Origin of the sequence: Oceanospirillum beijerinckii DSM 7166 (assembly GCF_000422425.1) — a bacterium.
GTDB lineage: Bacteria > Pseudomonadota > Gammaproteobacteria > Pseudomonadales > Halomonadaceae > Oceanospirillum > Oceanospirillum beijerinckii.
Genome location: NZ_KE383831.1, coordinates 112,508 through 132,097, shown reverse-complemented (window position 1 = coordinate 132,097; position 19,590 = coordinate 112,508). Strand labels below are relative to the sequence as shown.

At 48.3% G+C, this 19,590-nt stretch carries 17 protein-coding genes; 8 read left to right on the top strand and 9 right to left on the bottom strand.

The window, feature by feature from the left end; all coding sequences use genetic code 11:
* Complete coding sequence (locus H579_RS0122125; protein ID WP_028302470.1) at positions 1-1,776, bottom strand: acyl-CoA dehydrogenase C-terminal domain-containing protein; 1,776 nt, start codon at positions 1,774-1,776, stop codon at positions 1-3.
* A gap of 760 nt (positions 1,777-2,536) precedes the next feature.
* On the opposite strand from H579_RS0122125, the gene H579_RS0122120 reads away from it, so the two are divergent.
* Positions 2,537-3,541 (top strand): AraC family transcriptional regulator, encoded by a 1,005-nt coding sequence (locus H579_RS0122120; RefSeq protein WP_028302469.1) that lies wholly within the window; start codon positions 2,537-2,539, stop codon positions 3,539-3,541.
* Positions 3,542-3,564: 23 nt separating this feature from the next.
* Here H579_RS0122120 and H579_RS0122115 read toward each other — a convergent pair whose 3' ends face one another.
* From H579_RS0122115 to H579_RS0122105, 3 genes are all read right to left on the bottom strand, one after another.
* Positions 3,565-4,623 carry an MBL fold metallo-hydrolase gene (locus H579_RS0122115; protein WP_084624285.1) on the bottom strand — a complete coding sequence of 353 codons (1,059 nt, stop codon included), beginning with the start codon at positions 4,621-4,623 and terminating at the stop codon, positions 3,565-3,567.
* 561 nt (positions 4,624-5,184) lie between these two features.
* Entirely contained in the window at positions 5,185-5,895 is a 711-nt protein-coding gene (locus tag H579_RS0122110; RefSeq protein WP_157834690.1) for a substrate-binding periplasmic protein, read from the bottom strand.
* A gap of 236 nt (positions 5,896-6,131) precedes the next feature.
* Entirely contained in the window at positions 6,132-6,893 is a 762-nt protein-coding gene (locus tag H579_RS0122105; protein WP_028302466.1) for a nitroreductase family protein, read from the bottom strand.
* A gap of 350 nt (positions 6,894-7,243) precedes the next feature.
* Here H579_RS0122105 and H579_RS27125 point away from each other — a divergent pair, with 350 nt between their 5' ends.
* Positions 7,244-8,923 carry a methyl-accepting chemotaxis protein gene (locus H579_RS27125; RefSeq protein WP_051228202.1) on the top strand — a complete coding sequence of 560 codons (1,680 nt, stop codon included), beginning with the start codon at positions 7,244-7,246 and terminating at the stop codon, positions 8,921-8,923.
* Positions 8,924-9,082: 159 nt separating this feature from the next.
* Here H579_RS27125 and H579_RS27120 read toward each other — a convergent pair whose 3' ends face one another.
* Entirely contained in the window at positions 9,083-10,009 is a 927-nt protein-coding gene (locus H579_RS27120) for a LysR family transcriptional regulator ArgP (RefSeq protein WP_036567174.1), read from the bottom strand.
* 107 nt (positions 10,010-10,116) lie between these two features.
* Between H579_RS27120 and H579_RS0122090 the strand changes: the two genes are divergently transcribed.
* Positions 10,117-10,755: a LysE/ArgO family amino acid transporter gene (locus H579_RS0122090; RefSeq protein WP_051228200.1), complete on the top strand. Its 639-nt coding sequence runs from the start codon at positions 10,117-10,119 to the stop codon at positions 10,753-10,755.
* A gap of 120 nt (positions 10,756-10,875) precedes the next feature.
* On the opposite strand, the gene H579_RS0122085 is transcribed toward H579_RS0122090, so the two are convergent.
* The 4 genes from H579_RS0122085 to H579_RS0122070 all read right to left on the bottom strand — a co-directional run bounded on the left by H579_RS0122085 (position 10,876) and on the right by H579_RS0122070 (position 14,447).
* The gene (locus H579_RS0122085) at positions 10,876-12,192 is read right to left on the bottom strand and encodes a DUF2252 family protein (RefSeq protein ID WP_028302464.1); all 1,317 of its coding nucleotides are present in this window, start codon (positions 12,190-12,192) and stop codon (positions 10,876-10,878) included.
* Positions 12,193-12,365: 173 nt separating this feature from the next.
* Positions 12,366-12,941: a TetR/AcrR family transcriptional regulator gene (locus H579_RS0122080; RefSeq protein ID WP_028302463.1), complete on the bottom strand. Its 576-nt coding sequence runs from the start codon at positions 12,939-12,941 to the stop codon at positions 12,366-12,368.
* 51 nt (positions 12,942-12,992) lie between these two features.
* Entirely contained in the window at positions 12,993-13,496 is a 504-nt protein-coding gene (locus tag H579_RS0122075; protein WP_028302462.1) for a DUF2867 domain-containing protein, read from the bottom strand.
* A gap of 330 nt (positions 13,497-13,826) precedes the next feature.
* Positions 13,827-14,447: a LysE family translocator gene (locus tag H579_RS0122070; protein WP_028302461.1), complete on the bottom strand. Its 621-nt coding sequence runs from the start codon at positions 14,445-14,447 to the stop codon at positions 13,827-13,829.
* A gap of 160 nt (positions 14,448-14,607) precedes the next feature.
* Between H579_RS0122070 and H579_RS0122065 the strand changes: the two genes are divergently transcribed.
* The 5 genes from H579_RS0122065 to speB all read left to right on the top strand — a co-directional run bounded on the left by H579_RS0122065 (position 14,608) and on the right by speB (position 19,484).
* Positions 14,608-15,072 carry an Lrp/AsnC family transcriptional regulator gene (locus H579_RS0122065; RefSeq protein ID WP_028302460.1) on the top strand — a complete coding sequence of 155 codons (465 nt, stop codon included), beginning with the start codon at positions 14,608-14,610 and terminating at the stop codon, positions 15,070-15,072.
* A gap of 283 nt (positions 15,073-15,355) precedes the next feature.
* Complete coding sequence (locus tag H579_RS0122060) at positions 15,356-16,036, top strand: response regulator transcription factor (RefSeq protein ID WP_028302459.1); 681 nt, start codon at positions 15,356-15,358, stop codon at positions 16,034-16,036.
* 30 nt (positions 16,037-16,066) lie between these two features.
* The gene (locus H579_RS28260; RefSeq protein WP_157834689.1) at positions 16,067-17,434 is read left to right on the top strand and encodes a sensor histidine kinase; all 1,368 of its coding nucleotides are present in this window, start codon (positions 16,067-16,069) and stop codon (positions 17,432-17,434) included.
* 226 nt (positions 17,435-17,660) lie between these two features.
* The gene (locus H579_RS0122050; RefSeq protein WP_028302458.1) at positions 17,661-18,116 is read left to right on the top strand and encodes a hypothetical protein; all 456 of its coding nucleotides are present in this window, start codon (positions 17,661-17,663) and stop codon (positions 18,114-18,116) included.
* A gap of 414 nt (positions 18,117-18,530) precedes the next feature.
* The gene (gene speB, locus H579_RS0122045; RefSeq protein WP_028302457.1) at positions 18,531-19,484 is read left to right on the top strand and encodes an agmatinase; all 954 of its coding nucleotides are present in this window, start codon (positions 18,531-18,533) and stop codon (positions 19,482-19,484) included.
* Positions 19,485-19,590: the final 106 nt, after the last annotated feature.

Here is a 19,590-nt window from a genome sequence, read left to right as displayed (position 1 = left end):
TTAGAACTGCTCTTCATCCAGCGCCATAATGCTGCTGCTACCGGCTTTGATAGTGATCAGGCTGCTATGGGCTCGTGGTAGCAGGTGCTCACAGAAGAATTGCGCAGTAACCAGCTTGGCCTGTAGGAAATCGGCATCCCCTTGGTTGCTGTCCAGCAGGGCTTTGGCTTTCAGCGCAGAGCGCCCCATCAGCCAGCCTCCACACAGGTAACCCATCAGCATCATAAAGTGGACGCTGACACTGCCTGCAGCGGCAGGATCGGACGCATTATCCAGCAGCCATTGACGGGCTTCTTTACCGGCTTCCAGCGCATCCTGCAGGGATTGAGCAATAGCATCAAAATTACCGCTCTGCTCCAGTTCTCCTACAGTTTCCTGGATATCGGCCAGCAGCTCAGCCAGCACCGTACCCTGGTTGCTTAGGGTTTTACGACCCACCAGATCCAGTGCCTGAATGCCTGTGGTACCTTCATAGATGGTCAGAATACGGGCATCACGGTAGTGCTGAGCGGAACCGGTTTCCTCGATAAAGCCCATGCCGCCGTGAATCTGAGTGCCAAGATAGGTGATCTCTTGTGCCAGTTCCGTGATCCAGCCTTTGACAATCGGTGTGTACAGCTCAACACGGGCATGGTGTCGTTTCGCGCTTTCGGGGTCTTGGGCATTTTTGCTGCGGTCGATCTCGGCAGAGGCGACAAAACTCAGTGCACGCATCGCTTCGATACCGGATTTCATCTGCATCAGCATGCGACGTACATCCGGGAATTTAAAGATGTTGTAACGGCTACCATCGCGCTGAGTGCCCTGAATACGATCCTTGGCGTACTGAACTGCTTGCTGGTAAGAGCGTTCGGCAATCGCCAGACCCTGCAGGCCCACATTCTGACGGGCATCGTTCATCATGGTGAACATACAAGCCAGACCATTATGGGCTTCGCCCACCAGATAACCGACAGCACCGCCGTTATCACCAAAGCTCATCACACAGGTTGGGCTGCCGTGGATACCCAGTTTGTGTTCCAGAGACACGCAGTAAGCGTCGTTACGCTCACCTGGATTACCGTTTTCGTCCAGAATAAATTTCGGCACGATAAACAGAGAGATGCCTTTGACGCCAGCAGGGGCATCCGGTAGACGGGCCAGAACCAGATGGACAATGTTGTCCGTCATCTGGTGGTCGCCCCAGGTGATAAAAATCTTCTGACCTGTGATCAGGTAATGATCGCCATTGGGTACGGCTCTGGTTTTGATGGCTGCTAAGTCAGAACCGGCATCCGGCTCAGTCAGATTCATGGAACCGGTCCAGGCACCACTGACCATATTCGGCAGATAGGTTTGCTTGAGTTCATCAGAAGCGTGGTGAGCAATGGCTTCAATAGCACCCTGGGTCAGCAGAGGACACAGCGCAAAGGCCAGGTTGGCAGACTGCCACACTTCAGTGACTGCGGTACCCAGTACATTAGGCAGGTTTTGACCGCCAAACTCTTCGGCTGGGGTCAGTGACTGCCAGCCGCCTTCGGCAAATTCCTGATAGGCTTCGGCAAAGCCTGGGGTTTGTTCAACACCGTTCTCACCCAGCTTGGCACCTTGGGTATCGCCAACGGTGTTCAAGGGTGCCAGTACGCCTGAACCCAGTTTTCCGGCTTCATTCAGAATCACAGAGGCCAGCTCGGAGTTGACCTCATCCAGTTGGGCGTTCTGACACAGTTGATCAAACTCAACCAGTTCGTTCAGGACAAATTCGGCATCGCGGTACGGATGTTGATATTCACTCATTTTCTCTTCCTCTGCGGGAATTGCACTTATTATTTAAAACAGCGCGACCTATCTATTATCGACCAAAATCAGACAACTGTTTTGGTCTGAGCCAACCGCGCTTGTGAAACAACAGCGGTTTTTAATATTTGAAAAATGGCGCTTGAAAAAAACGGGCCACGCCTGGCCCAAAAAAAGAGACCGAAAGGTCTACAGTGTGACAACAAAAGTAAACAAACAAAAAGTGAGCCCTCCCTGGCTCTAAGGAGTAGTGGATCGCTTTTGGCAACTACTCCAGCTCAGTTCAAAGCAGGATGAACGTAATACCAAGCAAGATAAGTTGCTGCAGGTCGGAAAAGCCGTAGGCCTTCCGACAATCATCAGATACCGGAGTCAATGTCGGATGGCGCTTCGCTTATCCAACCTACTCTGATATCAAGAAACTTAATCAGGGCTGGTATAAAGCAGCAAAACAAGCGGTTTGTTTTGTTGTGCATGCACCTTGAGCAGGTGCGCACATCAATAACAAAGGCGTTATTGTGCAGACGGAGATAGTTTTGCCTGTTTTGTCGCGAGCGACCATAACGGATACAGTCGTATCATTAACATTTTCGGACATTACGGATGCGATTAAGCCCTTGCTGCTATAGTATGGGTTTGAAACGATTGTTTTAATGGCGCTGGGTCAAGAGAGTTAATGGTTGAAACATGGCGTCTTAGCAGCATCAAGACCTCTGGCTTCTCAGGGGATAGATAAAAATAACAATGAGTTACGACGGTTATGACCATTGAGCATCACTCTATCTCAGTGCATTTTGTACAAACCGTGATTCAGGCCGCTGGCCGAGTCGGCTTGGATACTCACAGCCTGTTGATCAATTCGGGCTTGAATGATGACTTTCTGCACATGCCACAACTGCGCATTACGCCGGACCAGTTCAGTAGCTTAGTGCTGCAGGTATGGCAGCAGGGGGATGATGAGTTTCTGGGCATGGGCAGTCAGCCCTGTCGTTACGGTGTGTTTGCCTTAATGGCGAAACAGGCCATTAACTGTCGTAATCTCAGGTCGGCCTATTATCATATCAGTCGTTTCTATAATCTGGTGGCTGATGCTATCTCTCTGGAGCTGGAACTGGTCGGTGATGAGGTGTATTTTTCCATGGCCTTGACCGATCCAGACAAGGATCAGGATCATGCTCTGTGTGAGCTGCTGATGATGTTATGGCATCGCTTCCCCAGCTGGTTGATCGGCCAGAAGATTGAGCTGAAAGAGGTGCACTTTACTTATCCTGAGCCAGAACATGTGTCTGAATATCGTTTGATGTATCCCTGCCCGTCTAAATTTGAACAGCCGCGTAATACGCTGATTTTTGAACGTCACTGGTTACAGCAACCTGTAGTGCAAACGAAACAAACCCTACAGGCTTATCTGCAGCGCTCCCCCTGTGATTGGTTTAAACGTCAGGCTTATTACCCGGTCTTTACCCGTAAGGTCGTCACCTGTCTGGAAAAAGAGGGCAGTTTTGCCGAAGGCAGCATGGAAGAGGTAGCCGCAGAGCTGAATGTGACCTCGCGGACTTTACGGCGGAAGCTGACGGAAGAGGGCACCAGCTTTCAGCAGCTAAAAGATGGTATTCGAAGGGACACCGCGATTCATTATCTCAGCCAGCCCAATATCTCTATTGCCGAGATCTCGCGTTTATTGGGCTTTTCTGAACCGGCGGCCTTTACCCGGGCTTTTAAACAATGGACGGGCGTGCCACCGGCGGTTTATCGCAGGAATTAATGACGGGTTATCTGGAGCAGAATCTAAACCGTCTGAAATAGATAATGCCCCTGTTCATCCACCGTCTTGCGCATCTGCTGTTTATCCAATAGATAGTGCAGGTGAGCCAGACACTCCCCGGATGCCAGGATAATATCAAAGGGGCTGAGCTCTCGTTGGTAGACCACGTTTAATAGCTGAAAAACATTTTTTGCCTCGCTGCACTGAGTGGTCAACAGTTCCAAAGTGTCGTGATGTTCGCACTTGAGCTGCATCAAACGGGCATGCAGGCCGGAGAAAGGCCGTTCGTGAGCAGGCAGAACCAGAGTCTCTTTATCCAGCTGTAAAAGACGATCGATTGCCTCCAGCCAATGGTGTAATGGATTACCTTCCGGCTCATCAATACGTACACTGACATTAGAGCTGATGCCGGGCAATACCTGATCACCGGAGATCAAGATCTTCGCTTCGGCACAATAAAGGACGGCGTGAGCCGCGCAATGGCCTTCCGCAAGCAGAATCTGCCAACGATATTGGCCAATGGCGATCTCTTCCTGGTCTTGCAGATAACGCACCTGCTCCGGCAAAGGCGCAAACAGTTTTGCGAGGCCTGTGCCGAGTTTGCTCAGGCTTTCCGCTTTTTCCTGATTAATCCCCAAGGGCATAAAAAAGCCAGGGTACTTGGCTTGTTTATGCTGAGGATTCAGATAGCTGCTGGCAGAATCAAATTCCCCCTGACTGATCCACAACGGTGCTTGCCAGCGTTGGCATAACGCACCGGCGGCTCCCAGATGGTCGACATGGGCATGGGTGGCAATAACCCGGTTGACGGGTTTACCGGCAAAGCACTGATCTTCGATCTGCTGCCAAAGTGCCAGTGTCTCGGTATTGTGTAAACCACAGTCGATTACGGTCCAGCCATCGCCATCTTCCAACAGATACAGGTTGATATGATCCAGTTTGAAGGGCAGAGGCATACGTAGCCAGAAAATTCCTGGCGCCACCTGTTGCAGGTGTCCACTTGATGGAATCGGAAAATTTGCAGTAGTAATTTGAGCGTGTTTAGGCGTATTCACTTCAGTGGCTCCATCTTCATCCATCATGGCCGCTCAGGTCTGATGGAAAGTGCCGCATAGGGTGATTACTGCTATCGGTGGATAACAGCGTGATTATTATAAGTGGTTACTTGCGACAGCTTATTGAGTATTTTCCGGCAAAAATACCTTATACCATTTCCGATAAGTTTTTTGATATCTGAGTAGGTTGGATAAGCGAAGCGCCATCCGACACTGGCTCTGGTACCGGATGATTGTCGGAAGGCGCCTTGCGGCTTTTCCGACCTACAACGACTTATCTGGGTTGGTATTAGATATCATTATTGGGCGCTTCGGATATGCGAGTGACCTGATTGGGCCAGCCCACACACACCTTTCAAATATAGTGCGTAAATATTGAGGTTCAGGAAACCAGTTTGTCAGACTCTCGGGTCAGGCAACATAATAAAAGCAGAAACTTTTTGATGGATTCGGACAAAATAAGCCCCGGTTGGCCGCTGTGCCCTTATGGCTGGCTGCTGTGCTCTTATGGTTCTTATAGTTGGCCGCTGTGCTCTATAAACAGCTCTCGTTCTTCTATAACGGGAGGGTTCAGTACATTAAGAGGGTTTAGTGTGTCGCTGTTAGCTCAGTGAGTGCATCCCTGAAACGTACGACAAGCTCGTCCGGCGTATCCTTTTGAAAAGCTAGATAAAGTGGTCGGGAGATTTCATGCAGTGGCAAGGCGACCTCAAAGTCAGCCATATCGAAACCCAGCTGATTCACCCGGTATCTGAAAGAGTTGATTTCTGCGGGCATTAAATCGATATAGCCCCGTACAAGCATCAGAATACCGGTTTGTTCTGAGGCATATTCGATGGTCGGAATGCCCTGTTTACGGAGGTATTGTCCCTTAATGTCCTGAATCAGGCTGCCTACTTTGTACTGCTTTAGATCAGAGAGTTGAGCCGGGGCGATATTGGAGCGGAACTTTAACCGAAACAGGCGCACATTGAAGTCGATCAGAGGGCCAACCCACTTGAAGTGTGCTTCCCGTTCAGGGCTGCGGGCGATCAGAAAAATCAGAGTATTGGCTTTACGCTGACTGATCTCATAGGCTCTTGCCCAGGGGTAGATCTCAATGGGTACTTGCAGGTTTAATTCATCCAGCAGCTGCTTCACTAGGTCGACCGCAATCCCCTGGCTGAGCCTATGGTCATCGGTAAAGCTATAGGGAGGAAATTCCGATGAAACGACGCGCAGAGTCTCTGCCTTAACAAAAAGAGGCGCTAAGATAAGGCTGGTGAACATCATCAGTCGAACGAGGGTCTGGCGGCTCAATGAGTTACTCTCTGGGTGTGGTCGGGTATAGATAAATGTTACATGACTCCTGATCTGGCTGCGATAAGTAAGTGTTAATATATGGGACAAAGTATCCGTAGGGTTAAAGTCTTGATCAGGTGAAACTACAGGCAGGGTTACAACTGCGATAACCCTGCTTCCGTCTATTCCCGTGTATATCTTATTCCGGTCTCTCTTATACCTTTTGTCTCGAGCTGGGGCGCACCTTTGATTTTCTAGGCTGTAGGCAGAGTATCACTGAAGCGAAAACCCTGCTGTTCAAAGCTGTTGGCGATATCGCTGAAGTAGATATGATCATAAAACGAGGCAACCGATTCACAATAGCTGGGTTGTTGTGTCATATCCTGCTGATCCCACCATTGACGCAATGTTTTGTTGTATTCGCACACGCCCTGGCGTACCACATCACTGTCATAACGTTCACACATGGCGAAACTGGCCAGTGGAACACGAGGCTTAATTTCCGGTCGCTTGTTTTTATCCGGCACTCCCAGTGTTAACCCGTTAACAGGGAACGTTTTCTTCGGCAGGTTCAACAGCTCTATCATCGCTTGCGGATTATTGCGAATCCCACCAATGGCGGTTGAGCCATAGCCCAATGCATTGGCCGCAGTTTGCAGTGCATTCAGGATAATCCCCGCATCAATCGCTCCGGCGATGATCCCTTCTGCGGACTGCTCTATCACTTGCTGTTTCTCTGCCATCTCACAGGCTAGGGCCGTACGGTTGAAGTCGATTACAACAGTGATAAACAGATCGGCAGTGGCAACCTGAGGCTGGCCGCCAGCTATCTCTGCAATTTTAGCGATGGTTTCCCGGTTATGGCTGACTACCAATGAGATCTGCTGACCGTTAATAGAGGTTGGGGCCTGCTGACCGGCACGTAGAATCTGCTCAAAATCCTCGTGTTTTACCGCTTCGCCGGTGAATTGTCTGATTGAGTGGCGCTCTAACAGTTGTCGAATGGTTACGTTCATGGTGTTACCTGAGGTCGCTAAATGATTGGCTTAGTGTGCTACAGGTCAGCGGGTGTCTGTAGGGTAAAGGATGTTATTTCTCCTTTAACCAGAAGTTAAAGTGATACAAAACTTGATATATGTCATTTACAACTTGTCACAAGTTTTTTGCTCTATTGATGAGTCGAATATGCGACTATTGGCCAAAAACTAGGGTATTACCTAGTCACCTGATGGGCATTTGTTGACTATATTAAAGGCAAATGCAGAGAGAAAAGGATAGCCCCTCAGGACCTCTGAGTACTGTTTGATCAGTAATGACAGAGGCTTAATTACAATAACAATCTTCTCTGTTCAGGAGATAAGGGCTTATGAGTCATACTGCACGTTCCAACATATCTTTATTACGCTACCTTGCCAGTCTGCCGCTGCTAGCAGCCTTGATTTACGGGGTGTTCAGTGGTGGTTTGTCCTGGGGTTTTGCCCTGCTGTTACTACTGCTTAGCCTGGTGGCTGTAGTGCCCATATTCAGGCACAGCGGCGGGGGACTGTTTAACCGACCTGAGGTTCAACAGCTGGTACAAAAAGAGCATCTGTCTGTCAGTGATATGAATCAGTTAGCGGATCATTTGCGCCATTTTGGCCAGCAGAGGTCCCCGGAAGGGCAAATATTGAACGGCTATATCGGATTACGGAATATGGCTCATAATCTGGCACCGGTATCCAGTAAGACGGCAATTGCCACCGCAGAGGTTTCTTTTCTGGCGGATCAGATGGATAAACATCTGGATATCCAACAGGAAGAGGTTGAGAAGGCCGCCGAGCGCCTTGAGTCGATTACGGTAACGATGCATCAAGTCTCCGTCAATGCGTCGAATGTCACTCAACTGGCTACCGATGCCAAAAATGCCAGCTTTACAGGACGCGATGACCTGCAGCAAGCCATGGTACAGATGAGAGATATCAGTGACCGCACCGGTCATACTTTGGCGTTAATTAACGAACTGAATGATAAATCCAATCGCATTCAGGATGTCACTAAGGTGATTGAAGGGATTGCTGAGCAGACCAATCTGTTGGCGCTGAATGCGGCCATTGAAGCGGCCCGGGCAGGAGAGTACGGCCGCGGGTTTGCTGTGGTAGCCGATGAGGTGCGCAGTCTGGCCAGCCGTACTTCAGACTCCACTCAGCAGGTGGCTGAGATTGTGGAAGAGATTCAATCCAGTACCCAGGATGTCGTCGGTACTATTGAAGACTTGGTTTCCCGGATTACGTTAGGCACCGAAAAAGTTGAGTTAGTAGGTAACCGTTTAGGCGAGATGGCTAATCAATTTGATGAAGTGGAAGATCAGATCTCGGGTATTGCCGAAGCTGTCGGTAGCAGCTATCAGCATGTTGAGGATATCTCCCGCTCCATCGGTGCATTGAAGGAAGAGGTCACCGAAGGCAATGACCAGATGCACACTCTGTCGCAGCAGGCAGACCAGCTGATGCATGGGGCCGAGCAGATCACCGCTGAACTGGCCCGTCACACCGCAGAGGGCAAGCATCGTCAAGCCTATCTGGATTGCCTTGAGGCCGTTGAACGTATTACCCAGGCTTTTGAGCAAGGGATCAAAAATGGCGAAATTACCCTGCAGGCCCTGTTTGACCGGCGTTATCAACCCCTGCCGGGAACCAAAATGGGCCGTTGTACCAGCAGCTATGTCGGCTTTGCCGATAAGGTACTGCCAGCCATTTTGGAAGATATCTTTCAGCGGGGTAAATATGGCTATGCGATCTTGATTGATGACCACTGTTATATCCCAACCCATAATGCTCCCTACAGCCATCCTGAAAGCGGTGATCCTGAAGTGGATGCCGTAAAATGTCGGGATAAGCGTATCTTTGACAGTGAAGTGGGAATTCGTGGCGCCAAGGTTAAAGAGGCCTTGCTGCTACAAACCTACAAGCGAGATACAGGGGAAGTGCTGCACGATCTGTCGGTTCCTGTCGTGCTGGATGGTCGCCACTGGGGTGCATTCCGGGTAGGTTATCTGCCGGAAGCTTAAGAGCTGGAACAGCCGGAAAGATAAAGCCTTTTGGAAAGATGAAACCTTAATCACGTTGATTCGGGCTTGATCCGTTGAGGGAATCAAGTCCGGTCATGGCGTTGTTACTGTGGAAAACGTTCTCAATACGATGCTATTTGGCTTTCCGGATTCTGTAGGCTACGACTCAGGATGAATTAAAACAGGGTGCTGATCGAATGGGTCCAGGGTCTGTTCTGCGACCTGAATCAGGGTTTGAGTCAGATGTTGGATATGAGTGGACTTGAGATTCCACACATGCCAGTACAGTGGAATCGCCAGATAACGTCCCGGTGTGAGTTCAACGACCTGGCCTTGAGATAACAGCGGCTGACTTTGTTGGTCTGGAATCATTCCATAGGCAAAGCCTCTGATAATCATCTGAAAATAGGGATCTGATGAGGGCACGCGATGACGGGGGTAGTCGCCCGGTTCAATATCAAAAAAGCTCTTGAGATAGCGGTTCTGCAATTCATCCTTGTTATTAAACTCTGCCGCTGGCGCTTGTTTAAACCCTTTTGCATTAACGCCGTCTGGAAAGTACTGAGCAATAAACGCTGGGCTGGCCAGGCAGCGATAGCTCATCACGCCTAAAGGTATACAGCTACAGCCCTGCATAGGGGTTGGTGATGATGTAATGCAACCGATCACTTCACCGGTACGCAGCAGATGATGAGTTTGTTCCTGATCATCTTGTTTCATATCCAGGAGCAATTTCTGCTCTGATAGTAAGGGTTTCAGCGCATCCAGGAACCAGGTTTGCAAACTATCGGCATTAATGCCGATTGGTACCCGGGTGAAGCCAACATCGTCCTGAGGTGATAGCTCTCTTAACAGCTCATTCTCCAGCATACTGACCTGATGAAAATACTTGAGCACCTGTTGACCTGCCGGAGTCGCCTGAATTGGATTACTGCGAATCACCAGGGTTTGTCCCAACTTATCTTCCAGCTGCTTAAGCCGCTGGGAGATCGCAGACTGAGTGATATGTAGTTTCTGTGCAGCTTTATCAAAACTCTGCTCTTCCAGCACCGCGGCCAGGGCGGCCATTTGGCGTATATCTAGCATTATTAGATATTCTTATCCAGGATTAAAAACATTAGTTTTACTAACCTTAGTGTCGCAGGCAGGATAGCCAGGGTCAACTGATCGAATGATAGAGGAGTGATACGACGGTGGAAGCAAGTCTTGGGTTTTTAGCCAGTGCTCAGGTTCTTGCCCTGTTAAAGGGGCTGGGCACCAGTGCCGGTTTAATCATGGCAATTGGGGCACAAAATGCGTTTGTATTGACCCAGGGATTACGACGTCAATACCATTGGCCAATAGCAGGGATCTGTAGCTTTTTTGATGCGCTCTTTATCACGATAGGTGTTGCTGGTGTTGGCGCGTTAGTGAGTGAATCTGAGTTTTGGCTGACTGTGGCCCGCTGGGGTGGAGCCGCATTTCTGCTTTGGTATGGCTTTCAGGCATTACGGTCGGCATTACAAAGCAATAGCCTAAAAGGCTCAGAGCACAATATCAGTTCCCTGCGTAATGCGATTTTAACCACGCTGGCAATTACCTTGCTAAATCCTCATGTCTATCTGGATACAATGGTTTTAATTGGTAGCATCGGTGGTCAGTTTGATCCAGATGTGCGGGCTTGGTTTACTGTAGGGGCGATCAGCTTCTCGTTTATCTGGTTTTTTAGCATTAGCATGGGAGCCAAGTGGTTAGCGCCTTTATTTAGAAAACCAATGGCGTGGCGAGTTCTGGATGCCGGTGTCTGTATCGTAATGTGGTCTATCGCTTTTAGCTTACTGACAGCAGATTAAGTCTGGGCTGATGCAAATTAAGATCAGTGTGTTGAAATAAGCAGAAGTACCAACAAGACAGCCATAGGTGATCCTGTGGCTGTCTTGCTTTCTATCCGTCTTATTTTCTACCAAAGCTTTTTAGTGATTGACCAAATCATTCAGGATAGCCCAATCCTGTTTAACGACTTCAGCGTAAGCCAGGCAAGTTTCTATCAGGTCTGCAGATACCTTGGGCAGGATACTATTCACCGCTTTTTCAAACTGTACTGAGCGACGATCTCCACGACAATGAGCTAAGGCCAGGGCTTGGCCGCAGGTGGCAGCGTACTGAATAAAACCACCCTTGCTGGCGCGTTTGCCAAAGGTAATATGTTCAGGATCAATGCCCACTCGGGCGTGATGGCGGGAGCGAACCAGCCAATGGGCTTGTTTCCACTCCACCTCATCCAGTACCAGATCGGGCCGACGCTGCATTCTCTGTTGGCAGGTTACAGTCAGGTGAGCAGGGTTTAAACGGTTGACTGGACTTAAATCCGGGAAATGATAAAGAGGTGCCGCATGGCGTTGTTGTTTGACTTCTACGATATGGCATAAGCTCAAATCTTGTTTGCCCTGATAACCTTCAGGGCCCACCAGCAGGTAATAACGTTCCATATTGACTGAGCCCGTACCGGCATTAAGACGAGATACAATATCCAGTACCTTATCGTCCATATAAGGCGCAAAAATATATTCCATTTGCTGATAGGATTTCTGTTTCAAGCGTTCAAAACGCTCGGGGCGATCCCGGAACCGCAGTGGCGTTTGATCAATAGCCACCTCTTTGGCTAATGAGCTTTTCAGTTCAAATTCCTGACCACCGCTTGCCCTTTGTTTCGCTTTTAAATAACGCTTATGCAAAACATGAGACTTTTTAAAATCTGACAGAATGCACATGCGGTTATTAGGGGAATCAATACCGGCCTGACACACTTCCAGATATGCGGTTAAGAAGGCTTCTAATGCGGGCCTCAGATCCGCAGCATCCATGGTTTCTTTGCCCGTAATATCGCTTTCCGAAGTGTAGCGGCCAGCGACTAAGCCCTGAGCGTAGTCTGCACACAGTACCAGACTGGTACAGAAACGAGCCAGATCCCAACCCGCATGACCAATGCAGGCATCATCAAAATCGTTCGGTGCGAAAATGACGCTGTCGCCATGGGAGCCCTCTTCACTTAGAAAACCGAAATTTGAGGTATGGCAATCACCCATAATGGTAGTTAAAGGTAGCTCTTCCATTGTCTTAGGCAGGGACAGAACCCCAGAGGCCAGATCGGCGTAAAACAGTTGGGCAGAGCCTCTTAAAAATACAAAGGGATTGGCGGCCATTTTATGGTGCTTGGCCAATCCAGCTTCTGGAGCCAGACCATCGACCCGTGATAACTCGTCCCTAATCAGTTGAATACGCTTTGCCATTTTTGGGGCTACTCCCTGTTTGATTATTTTTGCTGTCATTTTAAGAGCTTATTGCCATAGCGGCTATAAAGCAAAGCTGCAAGCTGAAGCCCTTTAAACCAGACTCTTTAGCTCAGACTATTTGATCCAATCTATTCAATTCGAGTTATTTATTTCGGGCTATTGAATGAGAGCTATGGTTGGAGTGGTCCAGGAAAAAATGCACTGGAAACTAAGCCAGATAAACGCAGCATAGTTTCCAGGTCCGGTGTCGGGTGGATCTGCAACAACCCCAGAAACTGAGCATAGCTGACCATGGCAATATCTTTAGCCAGCGGGGCCTCAACACCTAACTCGATATAACACTGCTCTAAATAGTTCTGTCTTTGGTTATCTACCTTGGCTAAATAACCGGAGATTCCCGGCTCTTTTAACGCCCAGGCGCGGATATGCATCTCGGCTTCAATATTGTTGGCCGCAATCACCTGATCCAGTTTTTCCAGACGCTGCAGCGGTCCTTCCGCCATATTGGCCTGTTCAATAAAAGCGATGGTCAGGGTTTGATACCAATGCTCCATCAACTGCTCAATAAAATCCTGCCGGTTCTTAAAGTGGTGATAAAAAGAGCCTTTGGTCACGCCACGGGCTTCACATAGCGGCATGATTTTCAGACTGTCCGGGCCTTTTTTAATCAGTTGTTTCAGGGCAAATTCCAGCCAGTGTTGTTTGGTGTTTTCTTTTGGACTGGCGCTGCTGACTTTAGAACTCATGAAATATCCTGATGGAACGGGTGTTTTACGGTGTTCTTATTGATACCGCTGTTATATACGCTGCTGTTTAGCGGCATTATGAAGCACAGAGCGGGCAATCAGCCAGTGAAAAGGACGAATCATTTGCAGGTAGAGCCAGCCTGTTTTGGTGGTCGGATTGACTAGGGTTGAAACTATTGCGTGTGATTGTGTTTTGCGAACCGAGAGGTAAAACTGCATATGTTTATCCTCGGCAAAGCTGATGATTTCCCGATCTGTTTTTTCGATGACGGTTAAAAAGCCCGCTCGATCACCCTCGTTCAGTGTGTTTGGCACCTGAGATGACATCATGCCTTCACCGGTATTAAACCCCAGTGCTGCGACCATTTTGTCGCGTACTGTCATCATGCGATTCACCCAGTTTGGCATATAACCAAAAACAGCCAGTTGAATTTGATCCGGCTGTAGATGCTTGTGCTGTAATGGCACCGACAGTGCGTCTCTGAAGTAGCTTTTTTGTTTCTGTCTGGAGAGATAATCATCACTGGGTATTGGGACTGCTTTAACCTGCCACATCGTAATATCGCCTTATCTGATTAACTGAATGTGAGTGGAAGTTTTAAGGTTGTCGGCTCGATTTACGGACTTCTAATCTATCCTGTTACTCTTTTGTATTTACATACCGTACGGTATGGTATGTTTTAGTCTGACGGTGTAAGCTGAAAAAGTAAAGTTATTGCTTTATCGGTTGGGTAACTCTGAAAAAAGAGTGGGCACTGCGGCAAAAGCGGGGCCAGCGCCCGCTTTACCAAAGGTTATAAGCTGATATGGTGCGAGATGAATATGGTGCGGGATATCACCTTTGACCGGGTTGAAGCGGTCAATATCGGTAAGATGACGCAGGGACTAACCGACAAATAACCACACGCCGACGCCCATCATCAAGGTGCCAGAAATACGGTTCATCAGACGGATATTTTTGGCATCGCCCAACAGCTTTTTCAGCCCCTTACCGCCGGTGGCGTATAGGGTCATCGAGATAAACTCAGACACCAGAATAATAGAGACAAGCAGCACCAACTGAGCGGTTAACGGCTGAGTATTATCGATAAACGGCGGCAACAGCGAGATCATAAACGCCCAACCCTTAGGATTCGCTATGGCAGTAACAAAACCCTGCATCACCAGGTCCCAATTACCACCGGCCCGAGCCTGCAGGTTTTCACCATTCAGAGCCAGTTTGCCTTTAGATAGCCACATCTGCACACCGAGATAAAACAGATAAGCTGCACCCATAGTCTTCAAAATGGTAAACAACCAAGGGTAGTTGAGCATCACAGAAGCGATACCCAGCACAGCGGCAACTGCCACCAGACCGACACCAATCACTTCCCCCAGCATCATCCACAGCGTACGTCGGTAGCCGATGCTCATACCCAGACTCAGTGCCAGGGTCATACACATCCCCGGTGTGATAGAGACAAAAAAGAACGTCGGGATAAACGCACTTAATAACGCCAGATTCATAGGGGCTTCCTTGAAACAGTGAACAGTTACGAAAAAGTTGGACAAATAACAGGGGATAAATGTATCCCGGAAGCCGTGACACTGTCTTAGCAAGATTGACTTGCTAAACTGGCTTGTATGCATGAATAATTGCATAAAAACAAGATATGAGAATAAAACTATGCAAGATGTGGGTCTGGATAGACAAGATATCAGCATTCTGAATCTACTACAGGAGAACAGCCAGATCCCAAGACTGGAGTTGGCAGAGCGGGTCGGGTTATCTTCGTCTCAGTGTTTTCGACGCTTAAAACGGTTGGAAGATGCCGGTGTGATTGAGCGTTATGCAGCGGTGTTAAACAAAGAAAAAGCCGGTCTCGATATCTCAGTCGCGATGATGGTGCAGTACCGGAAAAGCGAAGTGAACGCGCGTGAAAAAACCATCGAGTTGATTCAGCAAACCCCGGTGATCTATGAATGCTATTCCGTCACCGGTGAATATGATTTTATGCTACGGGTGTACTGCAAAACCATGAAAGAGTTTAACATCTTGGTGAATGACACCTTTCAGGTGAGTTTTATCTCGGGCCTGCACTCTTATCTGTTGATGTCGTGTATTAAGGACAAGCAGAGTCTGACGCTTTAAGATTGCAATAAGTCAGAGCTTCTCTGATATTCAACTTGCTGATATTAAAAGGGTTTACTGTCAGACCTATAAGTGAAGGAATACAGTAGTCTCCCCTATTAATTCCCCCATTAACTCCCTGTTAACCTACTCTTTGTTACAAATAGAGCTCGCCAAGGCCTTGGGCCAATCTTCCCACCTGGCTGAGGTTTTTAGCGCTCAGCTGCAGTTGAATAAAATGGGGAGATGATCAGCCAAGCGCCGTAAACTGAAAGTAACACTATAACTTGATGGAAGCTGTAATATGAATCAGACCCCTTTGAATGTGCTTCTGGTGGAAGATGACAGGGATCTGGCGGCTTCGGTAGCAGATTATCTGCTGCTGGAGCGCATCAGCTGTGATCATGCCTATAACGGTCAGGCGGGCTTAACACTGGCCAGTGAAAACCCTTACGATGTGATTTTGTTAGACCTGATGTTACCCCGCATGGATGGCTTGGCGGTATGTGAAAAACTGCGGGCTCAGGGTGTGGATACACCGATTTTGATGCTGACTGCGCGGGATACGTTAGACGATAAGGTGGCGGGTTTTGATGCCGGTACCGATGATTATCTGGTGAAACCCTTTGCCCTGGAAGAGCTGGTGGTACGGGTAATGGCGTTGAGTAAACGTCGCAGTGGCCAGATGCAAAAGTTACAGGTCGCAGATCTGGAGATGGATCTGCAAAGCAAAAGCGCAACCCGTGCCGGTAAACCTCTGAAGCTAACGCCGACCGGCTGGACGCTATTGGAAACCCTGATGCGGGCCAGTCCTGCAGTGGTCAGTCGCCAGGAGCTGGAACACAGTGTCTGGCCCGATGAGGTGCCGGATACCAATAGCCTGAAGGTGCATATGTATAATCTGCGCCAACAGGTGGATAAGCCCTTTGAACACAATCTGATTCATACCCTATCGGGTCGGGGTTTTGTGCTTAAAGAAGAATAACCAGCTTTGATTCAGTTTGAGATAGCTGCTATGTCTTTAAATTCTACCGCGTCCTCCTCAACCAATCCCCCTGGGAAGAGTGCTACATCAGGTTTGTCTGATAAGGTTTGTCGACGAACAGGTAAGCGTGCTTTACGCCGTGAGCTGAGTTTTTACATTATCGGTCTCACTCTGGTTTCGGCATTTTTCTACACGATGCTGCTGAAGTTCTATTATGAGCGGGGTTTTGCGGAAACCACCCATATTACTTTACGGGTAGAGCTGCAGGAGTTTGCCAAACAGTATGCACTGGATCCGTCGACTCCCTTACCTCATTCTCAGGTGCTGCATATGAGGATTGACGATTGGCATACCATGCCGACGTTTTTCCAGCAGCAGATCAGCAAGGAAGAGATTGATACAGGAGAGGTCATTGATGTTGATTGGTCACCTAACGGCCATCATGAATGGGAAGGTGTGCGTTTTCTTGTTGGGCAAAGTGTTTTACTGAATGATGGAAAACGCCTGTATGGCATTATTGACCATAAAGCGGATCTGCTAACGGATATCGAGAAGGATGAGTTTGATCGCTTGTTTCGCAAGATCTTTATTGTGGGTGGTGTCTTTATCTCTTTAATGGTCTGTACGGTCTGGTTATTTAATCGCCGCATGCAGCGTAACACCCGGGCCTTATCGGCCTGGGCTGAGAGCCTGTCAATGGAGAACCTTAAGCAGGATATTCCCGATTTTCGCTACCAGGAGCTGAACCGGATCAGTGATCAATTGTATGCGGCGTTTGATCGTATTTCGGGCTTATTAGCCAGAGAGCATCGTTTTCTGCGTAATGCCAGCCATGAGTTGCGGACACCTATTGCGGTGATTCGTGCCAATATGGAGCTGCTGGAAAAAATCGGGTATAGCGGCATGATTGAGCGGCCCCTGGAGCGGATTCAACGGGCCAATAAAGGTATGCAGCAGTTAACGGAAACACTGTTGTGGATCAGCCGGGAAAATGAAGTTGTCCCAAAAGTTGAGGCCGTAAACCCTGAGCCGTTAGTGCAGGAAATTATTGAAGATTTGAGCTATTTGCTGAGCGATAAACCCGTTGAGTTGCAACTGAATTTTACAGGGGCTTTGCAAGAAGTAGAACTGCCTGTGACTCCGTTGCGCATAGTGCTGAACAACCTGATTCGAAATGCCTTTCAGCATACACAGGAGGGTTTGGTACGCTTTACTTTGACTCCCGACAGTCTTGAAATTGAAAATCAGGACAATGGCTTATCCCACGGTGACAGTGAAGACAGCTTTGGTCTGGGGTTAATGTTAGTCGAGCAGATCTGTGAGCGTATGGATTGGGTGCTCGAGATTAAACGCAGGGCTGACGGCGTGACAGCAACACTGACGATTCCAGTGGCTTAGTTGCTTAGTGGATTAGTTATCCCGGTTACTTGGTCATTCCAGGCGTTTACTTTCAGTGGCTTGGTTAACCCTGTTGATTCTGATGGTACTCAGGTCTTGTCTGCTATGGTGTTTAACCCCTGTATTGTTAACCAGTCACGGCCTCGGTGGTAGATGGGTTTGGAAAATATTGTAAAAGCATGTATTTTACACTCTGTTCTATCATCTTTTATGGGATCAATCCGTTATGGAAAACAAACCGGGTTTAGCGTTAATTTTGGCAACTGTTTTGCTGAGTGGGTGTTTTGGTAGTGGAGGTTCATCTGATAGCGATGAAATTACATTGGAAAACTCCGGCCTAATCGGTATATGGAGTGATCGAGAAGCTGTGGCCAGTGAGGATGAGTTCTATCTTGAGTTTACAGCTGATGGCAAGCTTGTCATGTGGGATTACATGTCGGATGCAGGAGGGTCGTTCTCAAACTGCTATTTGCCCATTGAATATTCGGATAAGGTGCTTGTAGAGGACGATATGCTTTACATTGAACCTTCATATATAGGGGCGGAAGCTTACTTTCTTTACGATATTCAGGATGATCGTCTGAATATGATCTCTCATCCAGAACGTTCTGTCGGAGAAGATAAGGTCAACAAAGACTATGATAGAGTCGTCGGTATCACCGATTTGTCACCTGTTTGCTGAGCATTCTGAAGCTCAATTAAATGGTTGCGCTATTGCTTGTCCCGTATCTGTGACAGGTGATAGTGTGACGTCAGGTTTGATAAAACAGTTTGAAAGAATAGCTTAATATCCTCTGCCTCTGCCTCTGCCTCTGCCTCTGCCTCTGCCTCATATTTGTCATCATCCTACTTGTATTATCTCTCCTCTGCTCTTTGTTGTTATTATCTTATTGTGATTTTATATGGTTTTTTCTGTTTTTCGCCAATTTTACCTGCATTTTAATCGATTTTTTGTATTTATTAATGGTATGCATTTAATTATTTAAATTATTCGTTTCAATAATCATTGGTCTGTCTCTAATCTGATTACAACAAAGCTGCACAGCGCAGCACTAAAACGAATACGTTGATTAGAACAAGATTTTTGAGGTGTGAGATGTCCAATATGCCAGTCCCAGGTTCTTCAGGCCCAGATGCTGATCTGCCGATTTATGGCTCTTTAGGTATGACCTTTATGGAATTCCCTATCGTGAGTAATATCTTTGAGTCAGACGCTGAAGTGGTTGTAAGCGGTGTGCCGTTTGATATGGCGACCTCGGGACGTTCCGGTTCTCGTTTTGGACCTCAAGGTGTACGTCAGGCTTCTGCCCAGCTGGTATGGGAAGGTGCTCGTTGGCCTTGGCAGTTTGCCCTGGATGACCATCTTAAAGTGGCTGACTCTGGCAATATTCTGTTTAAACACGGTGAGCCACAAACCATGGTCGATAATCTACAGGCTCATATCAGCCAGATTATGGAAGCGGGTAAAAACTCTCTGACCTTTGGTGGTGACCACTATATTACGCTGCCGGTACTGCGTGCAGTGGCGAAGAAACATGGTCCCGTTGCGCTGATTCACTTTGATGCCCATACGGATACTTACTCTGGTGGCACCAAGTTTGACCACGGTACTTTGTTCCACCATGCGGTTGAAGAAGGTCTGATCGATACTGAACACTCTCTGCAGATCGGTATTCGTACCGCTTACACGCTGGAAGGCCACCCATTTGAAGTGCTGGATGCCGCCTGGGTGAATGACAATGGCCCGAAAACATTGTTGGAGCGGATTAAGTCCCGTGTGGGGGATAAGAAGGTTTATGTCAGCTTTGATATTGACGGATTGGACCCTTCTTTTGCACCGGGTACTGGTACTCCGGTCGCCGCCGGTATCAGCATGGATTGTGCCCTGAAAACCATCCGTGGTCTGCAAGGACTGAATCTGGTGGGTATGGATGTGGTCGAAGTGGCTCCGGCTTATGATCACTCAGAGATCACCTCTCTGGCTGGTGCAACCCTGGCACTGGAGTATCTGTATGTACTGGCAGCCAATAAAGGTGCCGGTCAGAACTGATCCGAATTGAATAGCTAACAGGCTGTACGCTTTTGCGGTACTGGCTTTCCAGGCCGGTACCCATCCCTCCCGCCAAGGCATTTGAGCTCGATGCCCTGGCGACCCG